The organism is Ruegeria intermedia (assembly GCF_900129345.1).
Classification (GTDB): Bacteria; Pseudomonadota; Alphaproteobacteria; order Rhodobacterales; family Rhodobacteraceae; genus Ruegeria; species Ruegeria intermedia.
In genome coordinates, this window is the sequence record NZ_FQVK01000033.1 from 1 (window position 1) to 24,747 (window position 24,747).

27 protein-coding genes, 1 tRNA gene and 1 pseudogene are annotated in these 24,747 nt (G+C 62.5%); 9 read left to right on the forward strand and 20 right to left on the reverse strand.

Going from position 1 to position 24,747, the window contains the following annotated elements; all coding sequences use genetic code 11:
• A pseudogene (locus F3H26_RS17390) lies at positions 1-172 on the forward strand (phosphate ABC transporter ATP-binding protein); the annotation flags it as partial.
• A gap of 15 nt (positions 173-187) precedes the next feature.
• A complete protein-coding gene (gene phoU / locus F3H26_RS17395) occupies positions 188-889 on the forward strand; it encodes a phosphate signaling complex protein PhoU (protein WP_149777247.1) in 702 nt (233 codons plus the stop codon).
• 11 nt (positions 890-900) lie between these two features.
• Here phoU and F3H26_RS17400 read toward each other — a convergent pair whose 3' ends face one another.
• Entirely contained in the window at positions 901-1,812 is a 912-nt protein-coding gene (locus F3H26_RS17400; protein ID WP_149777248.1) for a LysR family transcriptional regulator, read from the reverse strand.
• A 97-nt stretch (positions 1,813-1,909) separates the two neighbouring features.
• On the opposite strand from F3H26_RS17400, the gene F3H26_RS17405 reads away from it, so the two are divergent.
• Both F3H26_RS17405 and F3H26_RS17410 read left to right on the forward strand, forming a co-directional pair.
• Positions 1,910-3,139 (forward strand): acyl-CoA dehydrogenase, encoded by a 1,230-nt coding sequence (locus tag F3H26_RS17405; RefSeq protein ID WP_149777249.1) that lies wholly within the window; start codon positions 1,910-1,912, stop codon positions 3,137-3,139.
• A 129-nt stretch (positions 3,140-3,268) separates the two neighbouring features.
• Positions 3,269-4,036, forward strand: a complete 768-nt coding sequence (locus F3H26_RS17410) for an SDR family oxidoreductase (RefSeq protein WP_149777250.1) — start codon at positions 3,269-3,271, stop codon at positions 4,034-4,036.
• Here the strand turns inward: F3H26_RS17410 and F3H26_RS17415 are convergent.
• The 5 genes from F3H26_RS17415 to F3H26_RS17435 are packed head-to-tail and all read right to left on the reverse strand — an operon-like array spanning position 4,033 to position 8,896.
• Complete coding sequence (locus F3H26_RS17415; RefSeq protein ID WP_149777251.1) at positions 4,033-4,902, reverse strand: acyl-CoA thioesterase; 870 nt, start codon at positions 4,900-4,902, stop codon at positions 4,033-4,035. The genes F3H26_RS17410 and F3H26_RS17415 overlap by 4 nt on opposite strands.
• Positions 4,903-4,954: 52 nt before the next feature.
• The gene (locus tag F3H26_RS17420; protein WP_149777252.1) at positions 4,955-6,172 is read right to left on the reverse strand and encodes a serine hydrolase domain-containing protein; all 1,218 of its coding nucleotides are present in this window, start codon (positions 6,170-6,172) and stop codon (positions 4,955-4,957) included.
• 45 nt (positions 6,173-6,217) lie between these two features.
• The gene (locus tag F3H26_RS17425; RefSeq protein ID WP_149777253.1) at positions 6,218-7,012 is read right to left on the reverse strand and encodes an IclR family transcriptional regulator; all 795 of its coding nucleotides are present in this window, start codon (positions 7,010-7,012) and stop codon (positions 6,218-6,220) included.
• A gap of 3 nt (positions 7,013-7,015) precedes the next feature.
• Entirely contained in the window at positions 7,016-8,053 is a 1,038-nt protein-coding gene (locus tag F3H26_RS17430; protein ID WP_149777254.1) for a phosphotransferase, read from the reverse strand.
• A gap of 24 nt (positions 8,054-8,077) precedes the next feature.
• Positions 8,078-8,896, reverse strand: coding sequence for an SDR family NAD(P)-dependent oxidoreductase (locus tag F3H26_RS17435; RefSeq protein ID WP_149777255.1), 819 nt, complete (start codon positions 8,894-8,896; stop codon positions 8,078-8,080).
• Between the two features lie 151 nt (positions 8,897-9,047).
• On the opposite strand from F3H26_RS17435, the gene F3H26_RS17440 reads away from it, so the two are divergent.
• From F3H26_RS17440 to F3H26_RS17450, 3 genes are all read left to right on the forward strand, one after another.
• Complete coding sequence (locus F3H26_RS17440) at positions 9,048-10,049, forward strand: NADPH:quinone oxidoreductase family protein (protein WP_149777256.1); 1,002 nt, start codon at positions 9,048-9,050, stop codon at positions 10,047-10,049.
• A 126-nt stretch (positions 10,050-10,175) separates the two neighbouring features.
• Complete coding sequence (gene aroQ, locus F3H26_RS17445; protein WP_149777257.1) at positions 10,176-10,625, forward strand: type II 3-dehydroquinate dehydratase; 450 nt, start codon at positions 10,176-10,178, stop codon at positions 10,623-10,625.
• Complete coding sequence (locus F3H26_RS17450; RefSeq protein WP_149777258.1) at positions 10,622-11,374, forward strand: helix-turn-helix transcriptional regulator; 753 nt, start codon at positions 10,622-10,624, stop codon at positions 11,372-11,374. The genes aroQ and F3H26_RS17450 overlap by 4 nt, the downstream gene beginning before the upstream one ends.
• 342 nt (positions 11,375-11,716) lie before the next feature.
• On the opposite strand, the gene tsf is transcribed toward F3H26_RS17450, so the two are convergent.
• The 5 genes from tsf to F3H26_RS17475 all read right to left on the reverse strand — a co-directional run bounded on the left by tsf (position 11,717) and on the right by F3H26_RS17475 (position 15,505).
• Positions 11,717-12,592 (reverse strand): translation elongation factor Ts, encoded by an 876-nt coding sequence (tsf, locus tag F3H26_RS17455; protein ID WP_149777259.1) that lies wholly within the window; start codon positions 12,590-12,592, stop codon positions 11,717-11,719.
• A gap of 77 nt (positions 12,593-12,669) precedes the next feature.
• Positions 12,670-13,449 (reverse strand): 30S ribosomal protein S2, encoded by a 780-nt coding sequence (gene rpsB, locus F3H26_RS17460; protein WP_149777260.1) that lies wholly within the window; start codon positions 13,447-13,449, stop codon positions 12,670-12,672.
• Between the two features lie 168 nt (positions 13,450-13,617).
• Positions 13,618-14,472, reverse strand: coding sequence for a lysophospholipid acyltransferase family protein (locus F3H26_RS17465; RefSeq protein WP_149777261.1), 855 nt, complete (start codon positions 14,470-14,472; stop codon positions 13,618-13,620).
• Positions 14,459-15,214: a GNAT family N-acetyltransferase gene (locus F3H26_RS17470; protein WP_149777262.1), complete on the reverse strand. Its 756-nt coding sequence runs from the start codon at positions 15,212-15,214 to the stop codon at positions 14,459-14,461. The genes F3H26_RS17465 and F3H26_RS17470 overlap by 14 nt, the downstream gene beginning before the upstream one ends.
• 108 nt (positions 15,215-15,322) lie before the next feature.
• Positions 15,323-15,505 (reverse strand): DUF3553 domain-containing protein, encoded by a 183-nt coding sequence (locus F3H26_RS17475; RefSeq protein WP_149777263.1) that lies wholly within the window; start codon positions 15,503-15,505, stop codon positions 15,323-15,325.
• A gap of 46 nt (positions 15,506-15,551) precedes the next feature.
• On the opposite strand from F3H26_RS17475, the gene F3H26_RS17480 reads away from it, so the two are divergent.
• Complete coding sequence (locus F3H26_RS17480) at positions 15,552-16,148, forward strand: histidine phosphotransferase family protein (RefSeq protein WP_149777264.1); 597 nt, start codon at positions 15,552-15,554, stop codon at positions 16,146-16,148.
• A 9-nt stretch (positions 16,149-16,157) separates the two neighbouring features.
• Here the strand turns inward: F3H26_RS17480 and F3H26_RS17485 are convergent, their stop codons facing one another.
• The 9 genes from F3H26_RS17485 to F3H26_RS17525 form a co-directional block, all read right to left on the reverse strand.
• Complete coding sequence (locus F3H26_RS17485) at positions 16,158-17,420, reverse strand: glutamate-5-semialdehyde dehydrogenase (RefSeq protein WP_149777265.1); 1,263 nt, start codon at positions 17,418-17,420, stop codon at positions 16,158-16,160.
• A gap of 51 nt (positions 17,421-17,471) precedes the next feature.
• Positions 17,472-18,578, reverse strand: a complete 1,107-nt coding sequence (gene proB / locus F3H26_RS17490; protein WP_149777266.1) for a glutamate 5-kinase — start codon at positions 18,576-18,578, stop codon at positions 17,472-17,474.
• On the reverse strand, positions 18,566-19,600 hold the full coding sequence (obgE, locus tag F3H26_RS17495) for a GTPase ObgE (protein ID WP_149777267.1): 1,035 nt from the start codon (positions 19,598-19,600) through the stop codon (positions 18,566-18,568). Before obgE ends, proB begins: the two co-directional genes overlap by 13 nt.
• Positions 19,601-19,637: 37 nt before the next feature.
• Positions 19,638-20,174, reverse strand: coding sequence for a GNAT family N-acetyltransferase (locus F3H26_RS17500; RefSeq protein WP_005983055.1), 537 nt, complete (start codon positions 20,172-20,174; stop codon positions 19,638-19,640).
• Positions 20,171-20,779 carry a LysE family translocator gene (locus F3H26_RS17505; RefSeq protein WP_149777268.1) on the reverse strand — a complete coding sequence of 203 codons (609 nt, stop codon included), beginning with the start codon at positions 20,777-20,779 and terminating at the stop codon, positions 20,171-20,173. The genes F3H26_RS17500 and F3H26_RS17505 overlap by 4 nt, the downstream gene beginning before the upstream one ends.
• Positions 20,780-20,874: 95 nt before the next feature.
• Positions 20,875-21,144 carry a 50S ribosomal protein L27 gene (gene rpmA, locus F3H26_RS17510; protein ID WP_005983052.1) on the reverse strand — a complete coding sequence of 90 codons (270 nt, stop codon included), beginning with the start codon at positions 21,142-21,144 and terminating at the stop codon, positions 20,875-20,877.
• A gap of 11 nt (positions 21,145-21,155) precedes the next feature.
• A complete protein-coding gene (locus tag F3H26_RS17515; RefSeq protein ID WP_149777269.1) occupies positions 21,156-21,770 on the reverse strand; it encodes a 50S ribosomal protein L21 in 615 nt (204 codons plus the stop codon).
• A 209-nt stretch (positions 21,771-21,979) separates the two neighbouring features.
• On the reverse strand, positions 21,980-22,789 hold the full coding sequence (locus F3H26_RS17520; protein WP_149777270.1) for a DUF2059 domain-containing protein: 810 nt from the start codon (positions 22,787-22,789) through the stop codon (positions 21,980-21,982).
• Positions 22,789-23,577 (reverse strand): DUF2059 domain-containing protein, encoded by a 789-nt coding sequence (locus tag F3H26_RS17525; RefSeq protein ID WP_394349791.1) that lies wholly within the window; start codon positions 23,575-23,577, stop codon positions 22,789-22,791. Before F3H26_RS17525 ends, F3H26_RS17520 begins: the two co-directional genes overlap by 1 nt.
• Positions 23,578-23,754: 177 nt before the next feature.
• Between F3H26_RS17525 and F3H26_RS17530 the strand changes: the two genes are divergently transcribed.
• Positions 23,755-23,844 (forward strand) — tRNA-Ser (locus F3H26_RS17530).
• Positions 23,845-24,747 lie beyond the last annotated feature (903 nt).

Here is a 24,747-nt window from a genome sequence, read left to right on the forward strand (position 1 = left end):
GCGGTTCTCGGTCGTGATCGTGACCCACTCGATGCAGCAGGCCGCCCGCGTCAGCCAGAAAACCGCATTTTTCCACCTGGGCAGCCTTGTCGAATTCGGCGACACCGGCCAGATCTTCACCACGCCCCAGGACCCGAGAACCGAAAGCTATATTACCGGCCGCATCGGCTGAGGACAGGAACACGCCATGAGTGAACAACATATCGCTTCTGCATTCGACCGCGATCTTGAAGCCGTGCAGGCCCATATCATGAAGATGGGCGGTCTGGTCGAGGTCGCCATCAGCAACGCCGCCCGGTCGCTCGAGACACGCGACGAAGAACTGGCCCAGCAGGTGCGTCAGGGCGACAAGGAGATCGACGCGCTCGAGGACATGATCAACGAGGAAACGGCCCGGGTGATCGCCCTGCGCGCGCCCACGGCCGGCGACCTGCGGCTGGTGCTGTCGGTGCTGAAAGTGTCAGGCAACCTTGAACGCATCGGCGACTATGCCAAGAACATCGCCAAGCGTACGACCACGCTGGTCGAGGCCCCGCATATCGGCAGCAGCGCGGCCACGCTGCGCCGCATGGCCCGGGATGTCGAAACGATGCTGCGCGATGCGCTCGACGCCTATATCCAGCGCGACGCCGAACTGGCGCAGGACGTCATCCGACGCGACGAGGACGTGGACCTGATGTACAACGGCCTGTTCCGCGAGCTTCTGACCTTCATGGCCGAGGACCCGCGCAACATCACGGCCTGCATGCACCTGCATTTCATCGCCAAGAACACCGAGCGCATGGGCGACCACGTGACGTCGATCGCCGAGCAGGTGATCTATCTGGTCACCGGCGAGCGTCCGACCGAGTCGCGCCCCAAGGCCGACACGACATCGCAAACCGTCTGAGCGCGGCGTGATCAGCGGGGCAGGGTCTCGTCCCCCTGGGCCTGGGATGCCAGCCAGTGACGGAATTCGCGCAGCGACGGATCGCCTGACTTCGTGCTTGGCCAGACCAGGTAATAGGCACCCATCGTCTCGACGGCGCCCGTAAAGGTCATGATCAGCCGCCCTGTGGCCAGATCCTGCTCGATCAGATAGCTGGGCAGCAACGCCACGCCCAAACCATGGACCGCCGCCTGGTTGATGGTGGTGAACTGGTCATGGAAGGTGCCAAGCAGGGGGCTGGGCACGGTTATGCCCTGCTGCGCGAACCAATCCCGCCAGGCGCGCGGCCGGGTCTGAATGTGCAGCAAGGGCAGCTTCAGCAATTCAGCCGCATCCTTGGGTGCACCAGACGGCAACAGCGCGGGCGCGCACACCGGCACGACACGCTCGACCTTCAGCAGCAGCCGCTCGGTTCCTGGCCAATCCGGTTCGCCGAAATGGATTGCCGCATCAAAGGGTTCAGTGGCAAAGTTGAACGGGCGCAGCCGGGTCGACATGTTGATCGTGATGTCGGGGTGCAGCCGCGCGAAATCGGGCAGGCGTGGCACCAGCCAGCGCATTCCGAAGGTCGGAAGAATGGCCAGATGCAATGTGCCGCCCGCCGGCGTCACATGCAGCCGCAACGAAGCTTGCGCGATCTGGTTCAGGCTTTGACGGATCTCGGCAACATATTCCTGTGCCGCCGAGGTCAGCGTCAGCCGTTTCCGGTCGCGCTGGATCAAGCGAACACCCAGCTGCGCCTCGAGCGTCTGCAATTGCCGGCTGACCGCGCTCTGGGTCAGCGACAGCTCGTCCGCGGCGGCCGAGGCCGAGCCGAGCCGATCCAGCGCCTCGAGCGCGCGCAGGGACGAAATCGACGGGAACAGGCGGCGTTTGGTTTGCATCTATGCGTTTTACTCATGAAACCTTGCGAATGTCTCGCTGTATTTTGCGCAAATTGCGGGGTAGGGTGCGGCAAACCCTGAAATCCGGAGCAAACACATGAACGCCCCTGATACGAAACCGGCGCTGCGCGCCAAGGATGCGCCCGATCTGGGCCGATTTGCCTGGGATGATCCGTTCCGCCTGAACGATCAACTGACCGAAGACGAACGCCTGGTGACCGACAGCGCCCGTGCCTATGCGCAGGAAAAGCTGCAGCCTCGGGTCACGGCGGCGTTCCAGAACGAGGAAACCGACCCCGAGATCTTTCGCGAGATGGGAGAAATGGGCCTGCTGGGCACCACGATCCCCGAAGAATACGGCGGCATCGGCGCGGGCTATGTGACCTATGGCCTTGTCGCGCGCGAGGTCGAGCGTGTGGATTCCGGCTATCGCTCGATGATGTCGGTGCAAAGCTCGCTGGTGATGTATCCGATCTATGCCTATGGCAGCGAAGAACAGCGCCGCAAATACCTGCCCAAACTGGCCAGCGGCGAATGGATCGGCTGTTTCGGCCTGACCGAGCCGGATGCCGGATCGGATCCGGCCGGAATGAAGACCCGAGCCGAGAAGATCGACGGCGGCTATCGGTTGACCGGCAGCAAGATGTGGATTTCGAACGCCCCGATCGCCGATGTGTTCGTCGTCTGGGCCAAGTCCGATGCGCATGACGGCAAGATCCGCGGTTTCGTTCTGGACAAGGGCACCAAGGGGCTTAGCGCGCCCAAGATCGAGAACAAGCTCAGCCTGCGCGCCTCGATCACCGGCGAGATCGTTCTGGACGGCGTTGAAGTCGGCGACGACGCGCTGTTGCCGCATGTTCAGGGTCTCAAGGGGCCGTTCGGCTGTCTGAACCGCGCGCGCTATGGGATCAGCTGGGGCGTGATGGGCGCGGCCGAGTGCTGTTGGCACGCGGCACGGCAATACGGTCTGGACCGCAAACAGTTCAACCGTCCGCTGGCCCAAACGCAGCTGTTCCAGAAAAAGCTGGCGGACATGCAGACCGAGATCGCCTTGGGCCTGCAGGCCAGCCTGCGGGTCGGGCGCCTGATGGATCAGGCCGAGGCCGCGCCCGAGATGATCTCGATCATCAAGCGCAACAATTGCGGCAAGGCGCTGGAGATCGCGCGCATGGCCCGCGACATGCATGGTGGGAACGGGATCTCGCTGGAATTTCAGGTGATCCGGCACATGGTCAACCTGGAAACCGTGAATACCTATGAAGGCACGCATGACGTCCATGCCTTGATCCTGGGGCGGGCACAGACCGGTTTGCAGGCTTTCTACTGATCCCACACTAATGGCGTGTAATCGGTATTATGGTAAAATACTGAAAAGCCAACGCCGCCACGTCCACGTTGGCGGCGTGTTTTCATGCTGTTACCGTCGATCGTGACACAAATGAAGGCGGAACACGACATGGAACTTCAAGACAAGATCGTTGTCATCACCGGCGCGGCCCATGGCATCGGCAAAGGACTGGCCGAGCGCTTCGCCCGCGAAGGCGCCCGGGTCGTCTGCGCCGACATTGACCTGGACGGCGCCCAGACGGTGGCCGGCACCATTGGTGGTCATGCGGTCCGATGCGACGTCGCCAACGAGGATGACATCCGCGATCTGATCGACAAGGTCGAGGCCTCGGTCGGCCCGATCGATCTGTTCTGTGCCAATGCCGGGATCCTGACCCTGGGCGGTCTGGACGTGCCGGACGACCACTGGGACCGGATCTGGAAAATCAACGTGATGTCGCATGTCTGGACGGCCCGCCATCTGGTGCCGCGCATGGTCGCGCGCGGCGGCGGCTATATCCTGACGACTGCCTCGGCCGCCGGTTTGCTGAACCAGCCCGGTGCGGCGCCTTATGGCGTGACCAAACACGCGGCCGTGGGTTTTGCCGAATGGCTGGCGCTGACCTATGGCGACAAGGGTCTCGGCGTTTCGGTCCTGTGCCCCCAGGCGGTGCGCTCGGAAATGACCAGGGGGTTCGAGGATTCGGTTGCCTCGATCGACGGAATGCTCGAGCCCGAGGACGTGGCCCAGGCCTGCGTCGACGCCATCCGCGCCGAGACTTTTCTGGTGCTTCCGCATCCGCAGGTTCTGGACTACATGCGGCTGAAAACTGCCGATTATGACCGCTGGCTGGGCGGAATGCGGAAGCTAAATCAAAAGTTTGCCGGAGATATCTAACGCTTTTTCCGGGCGCGGCGCAGCAGACCTTCCTGCGCCACCGACGCCACCAGCGTGCCGTCCTGCGCATAGATCGCGCCGCGGTTGAAGCTGCGCCCCTGCCCCGTCCACGGCGCATCCATGGCGTAGAGGTGCCAGTTCTGGAATTGCACCGGCGCGTGGAACCAGATCGCATGGTCCAGGCTGGCACCGTTGATCTCTCCGGTAAACCAACTCAGCCCATGCGGCCGCATCCCCGAGCTCAGCAGCGCCATGTCGGATGCATAGGCCAGCAGCAGATGCTGCGTGACGTGATCGGCCTGATCGGCGGCGCCCATGCGGAACCACAGGAAATTGCGGTCATCGGCCTTTGCGGGGTGAAAGATGTCCAGCGGATCGACCTCGCGCACTTCGATCGGGCGTTCCCGCAGCAGTTCCGCGCGCAGGTGGTCCGGTACGCGGTCAAGGTACCTTTGCCGCAACTCATCGCGCGAGGGGTGCTGCTCGGGCGGCGCTACCTCCGGCATCGGGTGCTGGTGTTCCCATCCCTCGTCCTGAATGTGGAACGAGGCCGACATGTTCAGGATCTGCTTGCCGTGCTGAATCGCCACCACGCGGCGGGTTGTAAAACTGCCTCCGTCTCGTGCGCGATCCACTTGATAAACAACCGGAATATCCGGGTCACCAGGGCGGATGAAATAGGCGTGCAACGAATGGCACAACCGGTCCTCGACCGTCTTGTAGGCCGCCGCCAGCGCCTGGGCGATCACCTGTCCGCCGAAAATCCGGGTGGGCGTTTCCCCGCCCGAGCCGACGCCGCGGAACAGGTCCACCTCGAGGCGTTCGATATCCAGCAGGTCCAGCAGAATGCGTTCGGCTTCAGTCATGGGTGTGTCTCCGGAGTCGCGGTTCACGCCCCGCCTAGCAGCCCCGCGACGGTCATTCAATCAGGGCGGCCTGGACCAGCGCCTTCAATTGGGACCGAGACGGGTAGGAGCTGGACGGCGCCAGTTGCGTGAAGAACACCACGGTCAGATCGAGAACCGGGTCGATCCAGAAAAAGGTCGAGGCCATGCCGCCCCAGCTGAAATCTCCGACCGAGCCGGGCGTGCGGGCGCAGGCCGGGTCCAGCACCACCGCGCCACCGATGCCGAAGCCCATGCCCTCCATCGGCTGCTCGGCGAAACTCTGCGGTCCCATTGACGCAATGTCGCCCGGCAAGTGGTTGCGCAACATGAAATCCACGGTTCTTGGCCCCAGCAGACGATTGCCGTTGCCGGTGCCCCGGTTGCGCAGCATGTCGGCGAAGCGGGCATAGTCGTCGATGGTGCCGACCAGCCCGCCGCCACCGGAAAACAGCGTGGTGGCTTCGAACGGCGATCCGCCGGGCTGATCGACCAGCCGCAGCGTCTCATTGCTCGCTTTGGCGGAGTTCAGGGCCATCGCGTCGCCCTCGAGCGGGGTGTACAGCGACGCGAACCGATCCCCTGCCCCCGTGGGAACGGAAAAGCCGGTTTCCGTCATGCCCAGCGGCGCAAAGACGTTTTCGGCCAGAAGCCGGTCCAGAGTCTGACCGGATACAACCTCGATCACGCGCCCGATCACGTCGATGCCCACCGAATATTCCCAACGCGCGCCCGGCCGGAAGGCCAGCGGCAAGTCGGCCAGCGCCCGCACCTGGTCGGCCAGACAGCCTTGATCGGGCTTGAAGATCAGGTCGCGCGCATCCATCTCCGCCGGCAGAAGGCCCGGATTGAACGGATAGCTCAGCCCGCTGGTATGGGTCAGCAATTGGTGCAGCGTCGGCGACGGCGCCGGTTCGGTCTGATCCAACCGCGTCGCATTGGGGATCAGCGCCTGCATGTTCAGGAATTCGGGCAAAAAATCGGACACCGGAGAATCCAGGTGAAACAGCCCCCGTTCGGCCAGCATCATCAACGCAACCGAGGTGATCGGCTTGGTCATGGAATAGATGCGCACGATCGTGTCGCGCGTGAAAGGCAAGCCGGTCTCGATGCTGCGCTGACCGCAGGCGTGAAAATGCACCTCGTCGCCACCGTGGCGCAGCAGAACCGAGCAGCCGGGATATTTTTTCGTATCAACATAGGCTTGCATCCAGGAGTTGAGGTTTGCCAGCCGCGTAGGGTCAAAACTCATGGCGCATCTCCCTTGTATTGCATCTGAAAATGCATCGCGCGCGCGTCATGGCCGCAGGCTCAGTTGCCTGGCCGCGTCGATCAGCTTGGCGGCGTGTTCCGAGGCAAGCTCTTCGGGTGTCACGTAAAAGCTCGGCCCGCCGATGTTCAGGCCGAACACGCGCCCGTCATCGGCCGAAGGAACCGGCGCCGAAATTGCGTGCACGTCATCCCGCCACAATGAAAAGCCGGTGCAATACCCGCGCGCAACATACTCATCCTGCGCCGTTTCTATCGATCGCAGCAGATCGTCGCGTTGCAGCCCCAGATCCTGTTGCGCGGCCTCGACGGCGGCGGCGCGCTGATCAGGGGTCATAGCCACCAGAATGGCGCGCCCCATAGCCGACGAGAACAGCGGCAACCGTGAGCCGACATGCATGGTCAGCGCGACGTTCTGGGTGGATCGGCTGACGGCCACATAGACGACCTCGGCCCGGTGCGCTTCGCCAAGGGCCGCCGTCAGATAGGGGTTGGCGCCGGTGCGCAGTTCACGCAGAACCTCGCCGGCGCGTTCGCAGATATCGGTGCTGCCCAGAACGCCGAATCCCAGCCGCAGAACCCCGACACCCAGACGATAGGCGCCGCCGGGCTGATCCTGCACCAGGTACCCCAATTGGCACAGCGTATGCGTCAACCGGGAAATGGTCGGCTTGGGCAGGCCGGTGCGCTCGGCAAAGTCGGTATTGCTCAGCGCGGTATCGCCGTGCCGGAATGCCCTCAGGATCTGCAGCCCTCGGGCCAGGGCGGTCACGAAGTTGCGGTCCTTGTCATCCGGTTCCGGCTGTGCCCGACGGGTGGTCACTGGTCAATCGCCTCGCGTTTCCAGGGCCACAAGCCCGTGCTGGGCGAAGACCGGAACATAGGCGCCGAAGGCCTGCGCGCGGGTCGGGTCGGACGCGTTGCCGTCCAGCGCCCGTTTGTAGACCCCCTGAAGGATGGCAGCCATCCGGAAGAAATTGAACGCCAGGTAGAAGCCGAAATTGTCGATGCCCGGCAGCCCGCGCCGGGCGCAGTATTCGGCGATGAATTCCGCATCGGACGGAAGGCCCAGCGCTGCGCGGTCGATGCCGGCCAGGCCGCGCCCCTCTTTTCCGGGCGGCATCTGCCATTGCATGATGACCGCGGCCAGATCGGCATAGGGGTGGCCGATCGTCGACAACTCCCAATCCAGAACGCCCTCGCAGCGGGCGCCATCGGTTTCAAACATCAGGTTGTCGATGCGGTAGTCGCCGTGAACAAGCGTTCGCTGCCCGTCCTCCTCGGGGACCGAGGCGGTCAGCGCGCCAATCAACCGGTCCATGTCAGCAATGGTGCCGGTCTCGGATGCGCGGTACTGTTTGGTCCAGCGCGAGATCTGCCGTTCATAATAGTTGCCCGTCGGCCCATAATCCGACAGGCCGACCGCGTCGATGTCGACCATGTGCAGCTCGGCCAGCACCCGGTTCATCTCGTGCAGAACGGCGCGGCGGGTCTCGTTGCTTTCGCCCTTCATCGTGGGTTCAAGGAAGATGCGCCCCTCAAGCCGCTCCATCACGTAAAAGGCCGAGCCGATCACCGAATCGTCTTCGCACAGCAGCAACATGCGCGGCACCGGCACATTGCTGCCGGCCAGAGCACTTTGCACCCGGTATTCGCGGTCGACGGCATGGGCGGATTTCAGCAATGCGCCCGGCGGCTTGCGTCGCAGGACATAGCGTCGTTCCGGCGTCCGCAATTCGTAGGTCGGGTTGGATTGTCCGACCGCGAATTTGGTGGCCTCGAGCGGGCCGCGATAGCCCGGCAGATGCGCGCCGAGATAGGTATCGACCGCAGCGAGGTCCAGTTCGTTGGTGTCTTGGGTCATGCCACTCGTCCCGTTCGGCGCGCACTACATGGCTTCGGCAAAGATGTTCCCCCCGGTCAGAACGTTGATACCGCCCGAGACGGGAATCACCGCGCCTGTCACATAGCTGCCGCCGCGCCCGCACAGAAACAACATCGATCCCGCGATGTCCTCATCACGACCCACACGGCCCAACGGCACCGATTTCCCGACCTTCTCGCGTTTGTCCTCATCCGCCGTGGCAAAGGCCGTCATCCGCGAAACGAACGGCCCCGGCGCCAGCGCATTGACGGTGATGCGATGGGGCGACAGCTCTTTGGCGAGGATCTTGGTCAGGTGGATCACCGCCGCTTTCGACGCGGAATAGCTGTAGGCGCCATCGCCCATCGGAACCTCGCCCATGACCGAACCGACATTGACCACCCGGGCCGGGTCATCATTGGACCCGGACTTGATCAACAGCGGCAGCAGTTTCTGGGTCAGGTGAAACACGCCGGTCACGTTCACCGACATGACCTTGTCCCAGGCGTCATAGGGGAACTGCCCCAAAGGTGCGCCCCAGGACACGCCCGCGTTGTTCATCAGGATATCAAGCCGTTGCGTGCGGGTGTTGACCTCGGAGACCAGCGCGTCGATCCCGGCCTCGGAGCCGACATCCCCGGCAAACCCTTCGGCGCGGCCCGGCGCATCCAACGCGTTGAGAGCATCGGCCACGGCCGCGCAGTCGGCGCCCTTGCGCGAGGCAATCAGCACGCGCGCGCCGGCGCGCACCAAGGCTTCGGCGGCCATGCGCCCGATTCCCGTGGCGCCTCCGGTCACCAGTGCCGTTTTTCCGTTCAGCGAAAACAGGTTGTCCGGTGTCATGGCTCTTCTCCCCAATCCGTATTTTTCGATCCGTCATGCCGGTTGGCCGCGATCCGTTCCACTGTGCAGAATTGCATTTCACAACTTCCTTGACAACATCGCGCCGCAATCGGACCTTCGAGCCAACAAATGACGAGGATCGGAACAGCAAATGCAAGCTTTACTCAGCGTCGCCCCCGGCGGTCCGGACACCCTGAAACTGACCACCCTGCCCGATCCTGCGCCGAAAAAGGGGCAGATTGCGGTCCGCATCCGCGCCGCCGGCGTGAACTTTCCCGACACGCTGATCATCCGCGATCTGTACCAGATGAAGCCGCCCCGCCCCTTCGCGCCCGGCGGCGAGATCGCGGGTGACGTGATCGCGTTGGGCGATGGTGTGTCAGACCTGAAGGTCGGCGACCGTGTGCTGGCCCTGACCGGGCATGGTGGCTTTGCCGAACAGATCTGCGTTCCGGCGGCCAGCGCCGTCAGGTTTCCCGATTCGATGCCCTACGAAGACGCCGCAGGGTTCATCTTCACCTATGGCACCTCGTATCATGCGCTCAAGGATCGTGCGGCATTGCGCCCCGGCCATACCCTGCTGGTGCTGGGCGCCGCGGGCGGTGTCGGTTCGGCGGCGGTGGAGTTGGGCAAGGCCATGGGCGCGCGGGTGATTGCTGCGGCGTCCTCGCAGGACAAGGCCGATTTCTGCCGTGATCTGGGCGCGGATGAAACCCTGGTCTATCCCCGCGAGATGGACCGCGACGCGCAAAAGGCCCTGTCCGCCGAGATCAAGAAACTTGCGGGCGGTGAAGGTGTCGATGTCGTCTATGACGCGGTCGGCGGCGACTATGCCGAACCCGCCTTGCGGGCGATGGCGTGGAAAGGCCGGTATCTTGTGGTGGGGTTCCCGGCCGGCATTCCAAATATTCCCCTCAACCTGCCGCTGCTGAAAGGCTGCGATATCGTCGGCGTGTTCTGGGGCGCGTCGGTGTTTCGCGATCCCAAGGGCCATGCGGAAAACGTCAATGAACTGTTCGGGCTGTACCTGGCGGGCAAGATCCGGCCGCGCATAACCGCGAAATTTCCGCTCGAAGAGGCGGGCAAGGCGCTGGATCTGCTTGCGGATCGTTCGGTGCTCGGGAAAGTTGTGGTCACGATGGAAACGGCCTGAACGCCTGCGCGGGCATACCGAAAAACAAAAATGCCAACGTGTTTCTTCTTGTTCGCGTCATGCGGGCAAGCTTTCTAGACGCGTGGGCGATTCAAGGTTATGACAAAGCATGGGGACAGGAAGATAATGCACAGCATTCTTGTATTGAACGGACCGAATTTGAATCTGCTGGGCACCCGGCAACCCGAGGTCTATGGCCATACGACCCTGCAGATGCTGGAAGACCAGTGCGTTGCGCATGGTAAAACCATCGGCGTGACGGTCGAAACCTTTCAGTCCAACCACGAGGGCGCCCTTATCGATGCCATACATGCCGCGCGCGGTGCCCATGACGGCATCATCCTGAACGCCGGCGCCTACTCGCACAGCTCGATCGCGTTGATGGATGCGATCTCATCCGTCCAGCTGCCGGTGGTCGAAGTGCACATGTCCAACATCCATGCGCGCGAATCCTTTCGGCACAGATCCTACATCGCGCCGGTCGCGCTTGGGCAGATCTGCGGTTTCGGCGCGCGAAGCTATGTTCTGGCTCTGGATGCCCTGGCCGCGCATCTGCGGGAAAAGGGGGGCGCATGAACCTGAGCGAGTATCTGAACTTCCTGAGCTATGTGAAAACCCTCGAGGAGCTCTGGGCCGCACATACCGACCAGATGGAGCGATACGGGTTCGACCGGCTTCTGTATGGCCATACCCAATATCGCACGCCGACATCGTTGGGTGACCCCGAAGATTTCGTGATCCTGACCAACCATTGCAAGGAATACATGGACGGGTTCCTGCGCGACGGGCTGTATTTTCACGCCCCGATGCTGAAATGGGCGCTCAATCACGAAGGCGCGGCCAGTTGGCGCATGATCCAGGACATGATGTCCAGCGGCACCATGACGCCCGAGGAACGCAAGGTCTACGAGTTCAACAAATCCAAGGGAATCACAGTCGGTTACACGGTCAGTTTCACCTCGGTGTCGGTTCGCTCGAAGGGCGCGATCTCGCTGGCCTCGCTGAGCCGTACCCAGGAGGAACTGGACGCGATCTGGGCCGAGCATGGGGCCGATATCCTGCTGATGAACAATGTCGCACATCTCAAGATCCTCACCCTGCCCTATGTTCCGCCGAACCGCGCGCTGACCAAACGCCAACGCGAGGCGCTGGAGTGGGTCGGAGACGGCAAGACGACGCAGGACATCGCGCTTTTGATGGGGCTGACCTCGGCCACGGTCGAAAAACACCTGCGCCTTGCGCGCGAGGCGCTGTCGGTCGAAACCACGGCGCAGGCCGTGCTGAAGGCGTCGCTGCACAATCAGATGTTCGTCATGGAAGCCTGATCTGTACACCCACGCCCAACTTCAAGTTGACGTTAAGTAAGGAATACATGACTTTCCCGACCGCCCCCGAAATCGCACAGTGATATCGTTCCGTGAGTGGTGGCTTTGGCCAGGGAACATTCGGTCGGATCCTTGTATTTCCAAGGCAGTTCGACCAGCTCTGGCAACGGGCGCCTATTCGTCCGCGTTCCGTTGTTGGTAATCACCGGGGGGCCTCGTCCATCCCCATTAGTAGCGAGGCCTCCCGACATCTCACTTTCGATGTCCGCAAAAAAACCGGCTGCGCGGGGCGCAACCGGTTTGGTCTGGTCGGCCCGGCGCCATGGCCGGGCGTTGGCCGGATCAGCCTTGCGCGGCCTTGGCGACCTCGGCGGCAAAGTCTTCCTTCTCGACCACGATGCCTTCGCCCACTTCCAGGCGCACGAAACCGGTGATGGTTGCGCCGGCTTCCTTGGCCGCGGCTTCCACGGTCAGGTCCGGGTTCACCACGAACTGCTGGTTCAGCAGGGTCGATTCGGCCACGAATTTCTTCATGCGGCCTTCGATCATCTTTTCGATCACCTGCTCGGGCTTGCCGGATTCGCGGGCGATGTCCATCTGAACCTGCTTTTCCTTCTCGACCACGGCCGGATCCAGATCGGCTTCGGACAGAGCGGCAGGGTTCACCGCGGCGATGTGCATGGCGATCTGCTTGCCGATTGCTTCGTCACCACCCGACAGAGCGACCAGAACACCGATCTTGCCCATGCCCGGGTTTGCGGCGTTGTGCACATAGGACACCACGCTGTCGCCTTCGATCTTGGCCATACGGCGCAGCGACATGTTCTCGCCGATCTTGGCGATCTTGTCGGTCAGGGTGTCGGCAACGGTCTTGCCGCCCAGATCGGCCGCCTTCAGCGCTTCGACATCGTCGACGTTCAGTGCCGCTTTTGCGATCTCGCCGACCATCTCCTGGAACTCGGCATTCTTGGCGACAAAGTCGGTTTCCGCGTTGACTTCGACGGCAACACCCTTGCCGCCTTCGACGACGACGGCCACCAGGCCTTCGGCCGCAGTACGGCCCGATTTCTTAGCCGCTTTGGCCAGACCCTTGGTGCGCAGCCAGTCGACGGCGGCTTCCATGTCACCATTGGTTTCGGTCAGCGCCTTCTTGGCGTCCATCATGCCTGCGCCCGTCGCGTCGCGCAGTTCTTTCACCAGTGCTGCTGTGATTGCCATGGTTCGGCTCTCCTCAATTCAAAAGGGATTGGGGCAGGTCATACCCTGCCCCATGTGTCAGTCATGTGACAGGCAGCTTACGCCTCGGCAGGGGCTTCGCTGGTTTCGGCCACGGCCTCTTCCGCCGGAGCTTCTTCCAGAGCGCCCAGATCGACGCCAGCGGCACCCAGCTGTGCCGACATGCCGTCCAGCGCCGCGCGCGCGGCCAGGTCGCAGTACAGCGCGATCGCGCGGGCCGCGTCGTCGTTGCCCGGAATCACATAGTCCACGCCATCGGGCGAGCAGTTGGTGTCGACCACGGCCACGACCGGGATGCCCAGCTTGTTGGCTTCGGCGATGGCCAGGGCCTCTTTCTTGACGTCGATGACGAACAGCAGATCCGGAACGCCGCCCATTTCGCGGATACCACCCAGCGAAGCCTGCAGCTTGGCCTGGTCACGCTCCATGCCCAGACGCTCTTTCTTGGTCAGGCCTTCGGCGCCCGATTCCATGGCTTCGTCGATCTGGTTCAGGCGCTGGATCGACTGGGAAACGGTTTTCCAGTTGGTCAGCGTACCGCCCAGCCAGCGGTGGTTCATGTAGTATTGGGCCGATTTTTCGGCGGCTTCGGCGATCGGGCCCGAGGCCTGACGCTTGGTGCCCACGAACAGAACGCGGCCGCCCTTGGCAACGGTGTCGCGGATGACCTGCAGCGCCTGGTCCAGCATCGGAACGGTCTGAGTCAGGTCGATGATGTGGATGCCGTTGCGCGCGCCATAGATATAGGGCGCCATGCGCGGGTTCCAACGTTGGGTCTGGTGGCCGAAGTGAACGCCAGCTTCCAGCAGCTGACGCATGGTGAACTCGGGAAGAGCCATGCTGTATTTTCCTTTTCCGGTTTGCGCCTTGGCGGGGGTGAAAGAAGCGGTTGCTCCAACCGGCGGCCGTGATGAGAATGTCTCCCTCAAAAAGGCCAAACCCCGCCTGCGGGTTTGAATGGCGCGCGTATACGGCAGGATGTCGGGCAACGCAAGGGGCAAAAGCCCTTATTTTTCGGGGCGCGCCAACGCGTGCGCGTGGCGGATGGCCTCTTCGCAGTGGGCCGCCAGCGCCTTGCGGTTTGGAAAGTCGCTGACCTTTGCCGGCGCGTGATAGATCAGTTCGACCCGCCCCTGACGCCGCGCGCCCAGTGTCTTGAGCAGATGCGGCCCGAAATCCATGTCGCCCCACCAGCCATAGAACCTGGCCGGTTCCCCGGCCGGTGCGTGATAGATCACCGTCACCGGCTGCACATACATGAAATCGCGCAGTTCCTCGGCGAAGAACGCCGCAAACAGCGTTGTTTTGAAAGGCAGAACCCGCAATCCGTCGGTCGAGGTGCCTTCTGGAAAGAACAGCAGCTTGTGCCCGGCCTTCAGGCGCTCTTCGAACAGCTTGGTCTGCGCGCGCGCCTTTCTGGGGTCGCGCTCGATGAACACGGTCCCGGCGGCGCGGGCCAGAAAGCCGATGCCCGGCCATTTGGCCACCTCGGCCTTGGACACGAAATACACCCGCTTGCGGGCATTGAGCGCAAAGATGTCCAGCCACGAGGAATGGTTGGCCACGACGGCGCCGTGCTGGCGCATCAATTCGCCCGAGGTCTGAAACCCGATGCCCAGGATACGGAATGCGTTGCGCGACACGATTTGAGGCACGAAGGCCGAAACCGGGCGACGCATGCCGCACAGGGGGCGTTCGAACAGGCGAATGGTCAGCAGAACGATCAGCCCGACGAGCACCATCAGCGCCAGCGGCAGCCCACGCACAACCACCAGAACCCAGCCCAGCAGCCCCAGCCGGACCGGATCGGGGGCGTCGTCGCTGTACCAAAGCGCCTGCTTCGTCACGTCACGCTCCGCCATAGATGCGCTTCTGCCGGTCGTTCATGCGGGCGGTGTCCAGGATCAGGCAGACATCGGTAGTGTTGAAGGCGTGGTCGATGAAGGCCCCCTCGCCCACGAACCCTCCCAGCCGCAGATAGGCCTTGATCAGCGCGGGCACCTGCACCATCGCCGCGCGGCGGTCCAGCTTGTCGGGGGCGACCAGATCCATGCTTTGAAACACGTCCGGCTGCGCGTGCACGCGCAGTTCCGGCGGGGCCAGGTGGTTGTGATGCAGCATCGACAAGGGCTGCGCCAGCGCCTGCACGTCGGTTCCGTGAAAACTGGCGACTCCGAACAGCACCTCGATGTCCCGCTCGGCCACATAACGCGCCAGCCCGTTCCACAAGTGATACATCGCGGTTCCGCCGCGATAGTCGGGATGCAGACAGGACCGGCCCAGCTCCAGCAGCTTGCGCCCGCTGCGCTTCAGCACCGTCAGGTCATATTCGTCTTCGGAATAGAACTGGCCCATTTCGGCCGCCTGGTCTCCGGGCAGCAGACGATAGACGCCGACAACCGCACCGGTCGAGTCGTCATAGGCCAGCATGTGGTCAAAATACGGATCGAACCGGTCGCGCTCAAGGCCTTCGGCGTGATCGACCATCTCGCCACTGCCGCCCAGTTCCCGCACGAAGACGTCATACCGCAACCGCTGCGCCGCGCGCAGTTCGTCATCGGTTTCGGCCAGTTTGACGGTGAATGAAGGGCCAGCGTCCGGCATGTGGCAAGGTCGGTTCCCAGTTGCGATTTCAGCGCTGATACCGCAGCTGCCCGGCGAATGGCAACACGAACCGGGTGGCCGGCACCGTTAACTTTTCCTAAACCAGTTTCAGGGATCAAGAACCGGCATCAAGGCGATGCGTGTTCCGTCAATCACCACTTTGCCCTGGTCGCGAAAGTTCACGGTGATCTTGCCGCCGATGTTGGACTGGACCTGTCCGACGCCCCAATCGGGGAAATCGGGGTGGCGGACATACATGCCCGGTGCAAGAATGGCATTCATGTCTGTCATGTGGCGGCTCCGGGTCGGGCATGGGCGGATATTACAGGAGGTACGCATGGGCGACACCAACGTCAACCTGGCCGAGTTGATCGGCTCTCGGATCTGCCACGATCTGATCAGCCCGATCGGCGCGATCACGAACGGTCTGGAACTGTTGGAGATGGTTGGCGGCACCCAGGGTCCCGAGATGGAGCTGATTACCGGCAGCGTCGGCAGCGCCGGGGCGCGGATCCGGTTCTTCCGCGTGGCCTTTGGCGCGGCCAGCGATCAGCCGCTGGGCCGCAGCGAAGTGGCCGACCTGCTGCGCGATGTCAACCGCGCGGGCCGGGTCCGGGTGCATTGGAACGTCACCGAGGCGATGCCGCGCAATCAGATCAAACTGGCCTTTCTGGCCATCATGTGCTGCGAAAGCGCCATGCCCATGGGCGGCGAGGTCAAGATTGACAGCGTGGGCGACAAATGGACGGTCACGGGTACGGCCGACCGCATGAATGTCGATCCCGACCTGTGGAAAGGCCTGCCGACCGGCACATTCGCCAACAAGGTCACGCCGGCGCAGGTGCAATTCGCCCTGCTGCCGCAGACGGCGGCCGCTCAGGGCCGCCGGGTTTCGGCCGAGACGGGCGCGACCCGCGTGGTGCTGCGGTTCTGATGCAGCGCCTCAGGCGCGCGTCGTGCCATTGCCGCGCACCAGGTATTTGAAACTGGTCAACTGCGCCGCCCCTACAGGGCCGCGCGCATGCATCTTGCCCGTGGCGATCCCGATTTCGGCGCCCATTCCGAACTCACCCCCGTCGGCAAACTGGGTCGAGGCGTTGTGAATCAGGATCGCACTGTCGAGCCGTTCAAAGAAGCGGTCGGCGGCGGATTGATCCTCGGTCATGATGCAATCGGTGTGGTTCGATCCGTATTGCCGGATATGCGCGATTGCCTCGTCGATATCGGCCACCGGTTTTGCGGCGATGATGCTGTCCAGAAACTCCTTGCCCCAATCGTCATCGCTGGCCGGCACGGTGCCGTCAATGGCCAGCGCACCTGCGGCATGGACCTCGACGCCCGCGGCCAATAGCGCCGCGATCACGTCGCGCCCCAGCGTTTCCGCGATATCCTGATGCACCAGCAGGCATTCGGCCGCCCCGCAGATGCCAGTGCGGCGGGTCTTGGCGTTCAGCACCACGTCCAGCGTTTTCTGCGGATCCGCAGCCTTGTCGATGTAGATGTGCACGATCCCTTCAAGATGAGCAAAGACCGGCACCCGCGCCTCGCGCTGGACCAACCCGACCAGCCCCTTGCCGCCGCGCGGCACGATGACGTCGACATAGTCGGTCATGGTCAGCAACTCTTGCACCGCCGCCCGGTCACGGGTCGGGATCAGCTGGATCGCATCCTCGGGCAGGTTGGCAGCTTTCAGCCCCTCGACCAGGCAGGCGTGGATCGCGGTCGAAGAATGAAAGCTTTCCGACCCGCCGCGCAGGATCACGGCGTTGCCCGACTTGAGGCACAGCGCCCCGGCATCCGCGGTCACGTTCGGGCGGCTTTCATAGATCACGCCGATCACGCCCAGCGGGGTGCGTACGCGGCGGATGTTCAGCCCCGAGGGCATATCCCATTCGGCCAGAACCTCACCCACCGGATCGGTCTGTTCGGCCACGGTGCGCAACCCGTCGACCATGCCCTGAATGCGCGCCTCGTCCAGCATCAGACGGTCCATCATGGCCGGGCTCAGACCCTTTTCGCGGCCGTAGTCCAGGTCTTTCTTGTTAGCCTCGATGATCTGTGCGCGGTTCTTCCACACGGCGTCGGCGGCGGCGATCAACGCGGCGTATTTGCGCTCGGCCGAGGCAAAGGCCAGATCCCGAGACGCATCCTTGGCGCGCTTGCCAAGATCGGCCATCAGGGCGGGAATGCTGTCAAAGTCCTTCATGTCATCTGCCTTTCCGGTCGTCGGACCAGCCAAATCTATCAGTTTTCGCGGCTACAAAGCCAGATCGTCACGGTGGATCATCACCGCACGGCCGGGATAGCCGAGGGTGTCCTCGATCTCGGAGGATTTCCGCCCCTTGATGGAATCGGCCTCATGCGCGGTGTAGCGGCTGAAGCCCAATCCCAGACGCCGGCCTTCGTGATCCTTGATGGCCACCGGGTCGCCCCGTCCGAAATCGCCAGTGACTTCGACGATGCCGGCCGGCAACAGGCTTTTGCCATTTTCCAATGCGCGCGCGGCCCCTGCATCGACCGTGATCTCGCCCCGCGGCTTCATCGCCGAGATCCAGCGTTTGCGCGCCGCATGCGGGTCCAGCTTGGCCTTGAACCAAGTGCTGTTCGCGCCATTGTTCAGCGATTTCAGCGGGTTCAGAGGCGATCCTTCCGTAATCGCCATGTCGCAGCCCGCTGCCGTCGCCATCTGCGCGGCCATCAGCTTGGTCTTCATGCCGCCCTTGGACAGCCCCGAACCGGCGTCACCGGCCATTGCCTCGATCTCGGGCGTGATCGTGTCGATCACGTCAAACCGGGTGGCGAATGGGTCCTCGGCGGGGTTGCCAGTGTAGAACCCATCGACATCGGACAGCAGAATCAATTGGTCCGCACCGACGGTCACGGCGATCTGCGCGGCAAGGCGATCATTGTCGCCGTAACGGATTTCATCCGTGGCCACCGTGTCATTTTCGTTCACGATGGGCACGACACCCAACCCCAGCAGAGTTTCCAGCGTCGCGCGCGAATTCAGGTACCGGCGGCGGTTCTCGCTGTCTTCAAGCGTCACCAGAACCTGCGCCGTGGTGATGTCGTGCGGGGCCAACGCCTCTTCATAGGCTCGGGCCAACCTGATCTGCCCGACGGCGGCCGCGGCCTGGGATTGCTCCAGCGACAGCGCGGTTGCGGGCAGGCCCAGAACACCGCGCCCCAGTGCGATCGAACCCGAAGAGACCAGAACCACATCGGCCCCCTGCCCCTTGAGCCACGCCACGTCCTGCGCCAGCGAATGCAACCACTCCGAACGCAGCTTGCCGGTCGCACGATCGACCAACAACGCCGAGCCGATCTTGACCACCAGGCGCTTTGCGTCGGTCAGGGCTGCCACGTCTCGCGCTCCTCGGTGGGTTTCTGGCGCAGGCGGTTTTCGTCGATCCGGGCGCGCAGAGCCCGCAGAACCTCGGTCACGCCCTGCCGGGCCACGCCCGACATGGTCATGACAGGGCCGCCCACGGCCTCTTCCAATTCGGCCTTGGCCAGTTCGAGCCGTTCTTCGTCCAACGCGTCAATCTTGTTCAGCACGGTGATCCGGGGCTTGTCGGCCAGCGCGCCGCCATAGGCTTCAAGCTCGTGGATGATGGTGTGATAGTCCTGCGCGATGGTCTCGGACGTGCCGTCGACCAGATGCAGCAACACCGCGCAGCGTTCGACATGGCCCAGAAAACGGTCGCCGATGCCGCGGCCTTCATGCGCGCCTTCGATCAGGCCGGGAATGTCGGCCACAACGAATTCCACGTTGTCCACGCCAACAACGCCCAGATTGGGGTGCAGCGTGGTAAAGGGATAATCCGCGATCTTGGGCCGGGCGTTCGAGGTGGCGGCCAGAAAGGTCGATTTGCCCGCATTCGGCAGGCCCAGCAGACCCACATCGGCGATCAGCTTCAGACGCAGCCAGATCGTACGGTCCACGCCCGGCTGCCCCGGATTGGCCCGGCGCGGCGCCTGGTTGGTGGCCGATTTGAAATGCAGGTTGCCGAAACCGCCATTGCCGCCCCGCGCCAGCAGGACACGTTGCCCCACTTCGGTCAAGTCGGCGATCACCGTCTCCTGATCCTCGTCCAGGATCTCGGTTCCGACGGGCACACGCAGGATGATGTCGTCGCCATCCTTGCCGGTGCGCTGCTGGCCCCGGCCGGGCTGGCCGTTCTTGGCAAAGAAATGCTGCTGATAGCGGAAGTCGATCAGGGTGTTCAGCCCGTCCACGACCTCGGCCCAGACGGACCCGCCCTTGCCGCCGTCCCCGCCATCGGGGCCGCCGTATTCGATGTACTTTTCGCGTCGGAAGCTGACGCACCCGCTACCTCCGGCCCCGGACCGGATGTAGACCTTTGCAAGATCGAGAAATTTCATGTCAGTCCCCTACTGCAAAGGCCCCACCGGCCACAAGTCAGAGTTTCTTGCTGTACGTCCAGGTGGGCACATTTGCGTTGCGCGCCACCGAGAAACTTTCGGCATCGCCGAGATATTCGAACCCGCAATGGGTCAGGACCCGCGCCGAGGCGGGATTGTCCTGAAACACGCTGGCAAACATCGTGGCGTTTTCCAGCGGGTTCGCCTGAACCAGCGTTTCCACCGCCAGCGAGGCGATGCCCGTATTCCAATACAAGGGCGCGACCCAATAGCCCACTTCGGACTGGTTGCGATCCAGCCGCTTGAGCGAGATCACCCCGATCAACTCGGGCCCGCCGTCCTTGGTGGCGTCCATCGCCCAGACATCCTCGTCGCGGTCCTCGGCCATGGCGCGGGTCACGAAAGCTTCGATCGAACCGGGCGGCAAAGGATGCGGGATCGACGTGGTCATGCGCGCCACGCGCTCGTCCCCTGCGTAGTGCTCGATCAGGCCCATATCCGACCGGCGCAGCGGGCGCAGGTCGAACCGCTCGGTTTCAATGACCGGCTGATTTATGATTGCCTCAAGTTTCATTGGTGTGTTCCTCCTCCGAACAACACGAAAAGTACGGATGCAACAGTCAGACCCGCGAGAGTCCACATCAAATATTTTTCCGCCGGCCGTCCCGCAACCACGCGGGCAATTCTATCGCCCGCAAAGGTCCAGATCGGGTGCAGGACCAACTGGCAGGTCAACAAAACGAGCGCGATCGTGAGCGTCGCACTCAGCACCGATGTTCCCGCCGCGACGAACCCGGTAAATCCCGCGATGATCATCGCCCAGGCCTTGGGGTTCAGCGGATGCACCACCAGCCCGGCCCAGAAACCCGGAACCGACTCGCCCGCGTCCTGATGGGACAGGCGCAGGTTGGCGATTTTCCACGCAAGCCAGCAAATATAGGCCGCCGAAGCATATTTCAGAACCGCAAACGCGGTGGGGGCCTGTTCCGCCAGTTGCAGAAGGCCAAAGCCCAACGGCCAGATGATCAGCTGTTTGCCCAGAATCACGCCCGCCACGAAAGGCAGTGCCGCGCGGAACCCATAGCGCGCACCCGTTCCCAACAGGACCATGTTGGCCGGTCCCGGCGTGCCGACCTGGCTGGCGGCAAAGATCAGGAAACTGGTGGTCGCAACGGGCATCGGGGTTTTCGATCACATCTGCGTCAAAACGAAAAAGGGACCGGCACTTTGTGCCGGTCCCCCATGAATTTTTCTTAAACCTTCTGGGTTTCGGCTTACTCTGCGGCCTCCGCCACTGGCAGGACCGAAATGAAGGTGCGGTTTTTCAGTCCCTTGTGGAACTTCACGGCGCCATCGACAGTTGCAAAGATGGTATGATCCTTGCCCATGCCCACGCCTTCGCCCGGCCAGAACTTGGTGCCGCGCTGACGCACGATGATGTTGCCTGCAACGGCGGCCTGGCCACCATACAGTTTCACGCCAAGGCGACGACCCGCTGAGTCGCGGCCGTTACGGGAGGAACCGCCAGCTTTTTTATGTGCCATTCTCTCTCTCCTTAGCCTTTGGCCAGCTCTTTGGCCTGCTCAACCCATTCGGGTTTCACTTTGACCGTCTCGATAGCAGCAATCTGCTCGTCCGACAAGGCGGCCAGAGCGGCAAAGCTTTCGACACCGGCTTCGGCCAGTTTCTTGGCAGCTGCGGGACCAACACCGGTGATCTTGGTCAGATCGTCGGCGGCGGCAGCAGCGGCCGGGGCCTCTGCCTTGGCAGCGGCTTTCTTGGCGGGTTTCGCTGCTTTTGCAACTTCACCTGCCGGAGCCGAACCGGTTGCGGCCTTGACGCCCGACTTGTCCGCACCCGAGGGCAGGATGTCGGTGATCTTGACCAGGGTCAGCTTCTGACGGTGGCCAACGGTGCGCTTCGAGCTGTGCTTGCGGCGTCGCTTGACGAATTTGATGACCTTGTCACCTTTGATCTGTTCGATCACTTCCGCCTGAACGGCCGCGCCATCGATGAACGGCGCACCGACAACGGGGGCATCGCCACCCAGCATCAGAACGTCGTTGAATTGGACTTTTTCACCTGCGTCGGCAGCCAGTTTTTCAACGCGGAGGATGTCGCCCGCCTGAACCTTGTACTGCTTGCCGCCAGTCTTGAGGACTGCAAACATGCGTCTTTCCTTTTTCTACCGCGTTCTGTGGTCCCCGTCAGACGGGTGTTTCGGCCAAGGCCACCTCGAACAGCGCGCCCTTGTCGGGCGGATGAACGACCATCAGGGCGCACCCGTCAGGCCAGCAATAACGATACCCGGCGCGGAGGTTCCGGCCGGGATGCGCGCTTATCCACGGATACCGGCCCAAAGTCAACACCAAACCGCGCCTAAAGATCCGACGCGCTCAGAACCTGCCCGACCGCAAAGCCCACCTGATAGGAAAGATCCTCGTACATGTCGCCAAGCCCCGCAAACAGGGCGCGGTTCAGCGCCCGGCCGGCCTCGGTCCGGGAAAAGGCGATGTTCTCGCGCAGCTGCGCCGGATCGAGCGGACCATAGGCCAGCATCAGGAACGAATACAGCCATTCGCGCGTGTCATCCTCGGTCTCTCCGGCTTGTTCGAGCAGTTGTGCGAGCATCTGATCACTGTCCGCCGCCACGCCCTGCCCGTCGGCAAGCCCACGCAGAAACGCGTAATCCGCGCCAAGGGTGCCGGCGACATTCTGGTCCACCAGGTTATTGACCTGGACAAATTCGTCGATCAGCCGAAAGAACTCGGCCTCCTGATCCGCCTCGGCCAAGGCGTCCAAGGCCGCTTGCCGGATCGATTCGTCCGAAAACGCCCGACGGGCGGAATTCTCGAGCCGAATGACCGTGCGGCCCGTTTCACCCTCGAAGAACACGGCCGCCTGCGTCATCTCGGTCGCGGTCATCCCGGCGGCCAGGGCCTCGATCAGCCGATCATGCATCCACGCAGGGTCATACAGGTCCTCGATCTGAGCCCGCAGATACGAACCACCCCTGCCCTCCAGCATGGCTGCGTCGATGTCGCCCACCTGCTGAACGCCCTCCTCGCTGAGGATCTGCGCCGCCTCGCGCAGGTGCAGCGCCGCAGCCAACCGCTCGGCCGTCTCGGACGTGGCGGCGGCGGCAGCCCATCCGGCGCAGATCAGCCACAGGGTCAGAACGACCCGCATCAGATGTCCCGGGCCGGGCGCAACTCGGCCATCCGGGCGGCCAGCGCCTCGAACCGGTTCGCCATGATCTCGTACTGCACCGCGTTGAGCAGCTCATAGACCTGCTGCATCAGCGGATGCTCGAGCGCGCGGGCGTAGGCCTCGAGATCGGCGTCCGAGAAGGTTTGATAGGTGTAAGCGGCATTGGCCAGCGCCGACTGCTGCATCGATTGGCGCATCTGGGCCTCGTTCGCCTTCATCAACGCGCGCAGGCCGTCGGCATCCAGTTGCAGATCGATGACACCGGCCGCGCTGGCCGCCAGAAGGAATCGCACCTGGATTTCCTGAACCGCCCGCAGCGCCGTTTCGCTGGAATCGATCGCCCGGTTCATCCGTTTGAGGATCTCGACCCGCATCGCCCCCTCGCGGACCAGATCGGCCACGATCCTTAGGCCCTCGGCCTGCTTGGCGTCGTTATCCTCGATCATGTGCGAGGCGTTCTCGGCCTCGACCAGCCGCTGCCCCAGATCCGAGGCATAAAACTCGACCGCATGGGTCAGGGCCTCGTCGCTGAGCGTCTGCTCGAGTATGGCCACGGCGGTTTCGTGCATCTTTTCGGTGTCGAACACCTCTTCCGACAATCGTGTCCATTGCGACCCAAACCCCTCGGGGTCGATCCCCACCATCTGCGGCGCCGAAGCGGACGCCAGCGCAATGCTTTCCAGCGCCACGTCGAATCCGGTGGTTTCCAGGAACGCCTCGATCCGCTCTCGGCTTGTGGCCTGTGCCGCCTGCCCCAGCGCAAACATCAGACCCAACGAGAAAACAGCGATACGAGCGATGAAGGTAATGGAGTGTTGCATGGCCTTCAGCCTAGGATATTTCACCGCTCAGGCAACGGAAAATCGGTCGGATGCGATATTGACGAATTTTCTGCTTGCACCCTCCGACGATCATCACTAAATCCCCCCCTCACAGACCCCCGCGGAGAGGTGCCGGAGTGGTCGAACGGGGCGGTCTCGAAAACCGTTGTGGGTGCAAGCCCACCCAGGGTTCGAATCCCTGTCTCTCCGCCACTTTTTTTAATAACCATTTGATATTACTGCATTATTAGTAGATCAGTGTCGAGGCGTCCCCCAATTACTCCCCCCCCCCCGAAGTAGGCCATACCAAGTAGTTTAAAGACAAAGCTTGGTTGCCAATACATTCCCGTCCTGGACAGTCCGACGCCAGATCTATAAGCCCTGAGCCCCCCAAAATGGGATCTCGATGCCGCAACGCGACCCGCCCAACGAATAGTCTGCGGGCAAAGCAACATTTGGCAAACCCGGTCAATATCGTTGAACCCCAAGTGGGCGTAGACACGGAATGCCCGTTCTGAGCCAAATCCAGTGGTTTTTTACCTGACTCTAGAATGTCAGATTGGGTTGCAGGTCACTGTTGGAAATGTGGGATACGTTTTAGGCTATCGTTTTGCAGGCCTAGGAGCAGACGGCAACGCTCTACGCGATAGCGAACTGTCGTCAGATGGAGGCCTTGGCAGCATCGGACTCTCAGCACCGATTTTTTCGTGCTCCCGGGGTGAAACGCGCAGTTTCTGCTCGTGCGACGCTACGATCGACGTCAATGGTGTTTTCGAGACGTATGAGAGTTTTTCAATGCAATTCGGAAAGTAACGGCATCCCCAGAAGAGTTGTTCTTTTTTGTTCTTCCGTAGAACCATCTTCCTACCACACTTTTTGCAGTCAGGATGCGCGGAAATGAAATCTGAGCAAAGCTTTTGGTCTTTTTCCCAACCATTGGGAAGGCATTCGGTCAAGCCTCCTTCCCGGTCCAAATCACTGCGTGCGAGTTGGCGAACGTAATCCTTTTGTTTCTCTGTTGAGAGGTGGTTCGGTTCGTTTGAACAGTTTCGAGCCGTTTTGTAGGTGGATTTCCCGCTCGGTTATGCCGCGACCGGGATTGGTCGCGACGGGTTG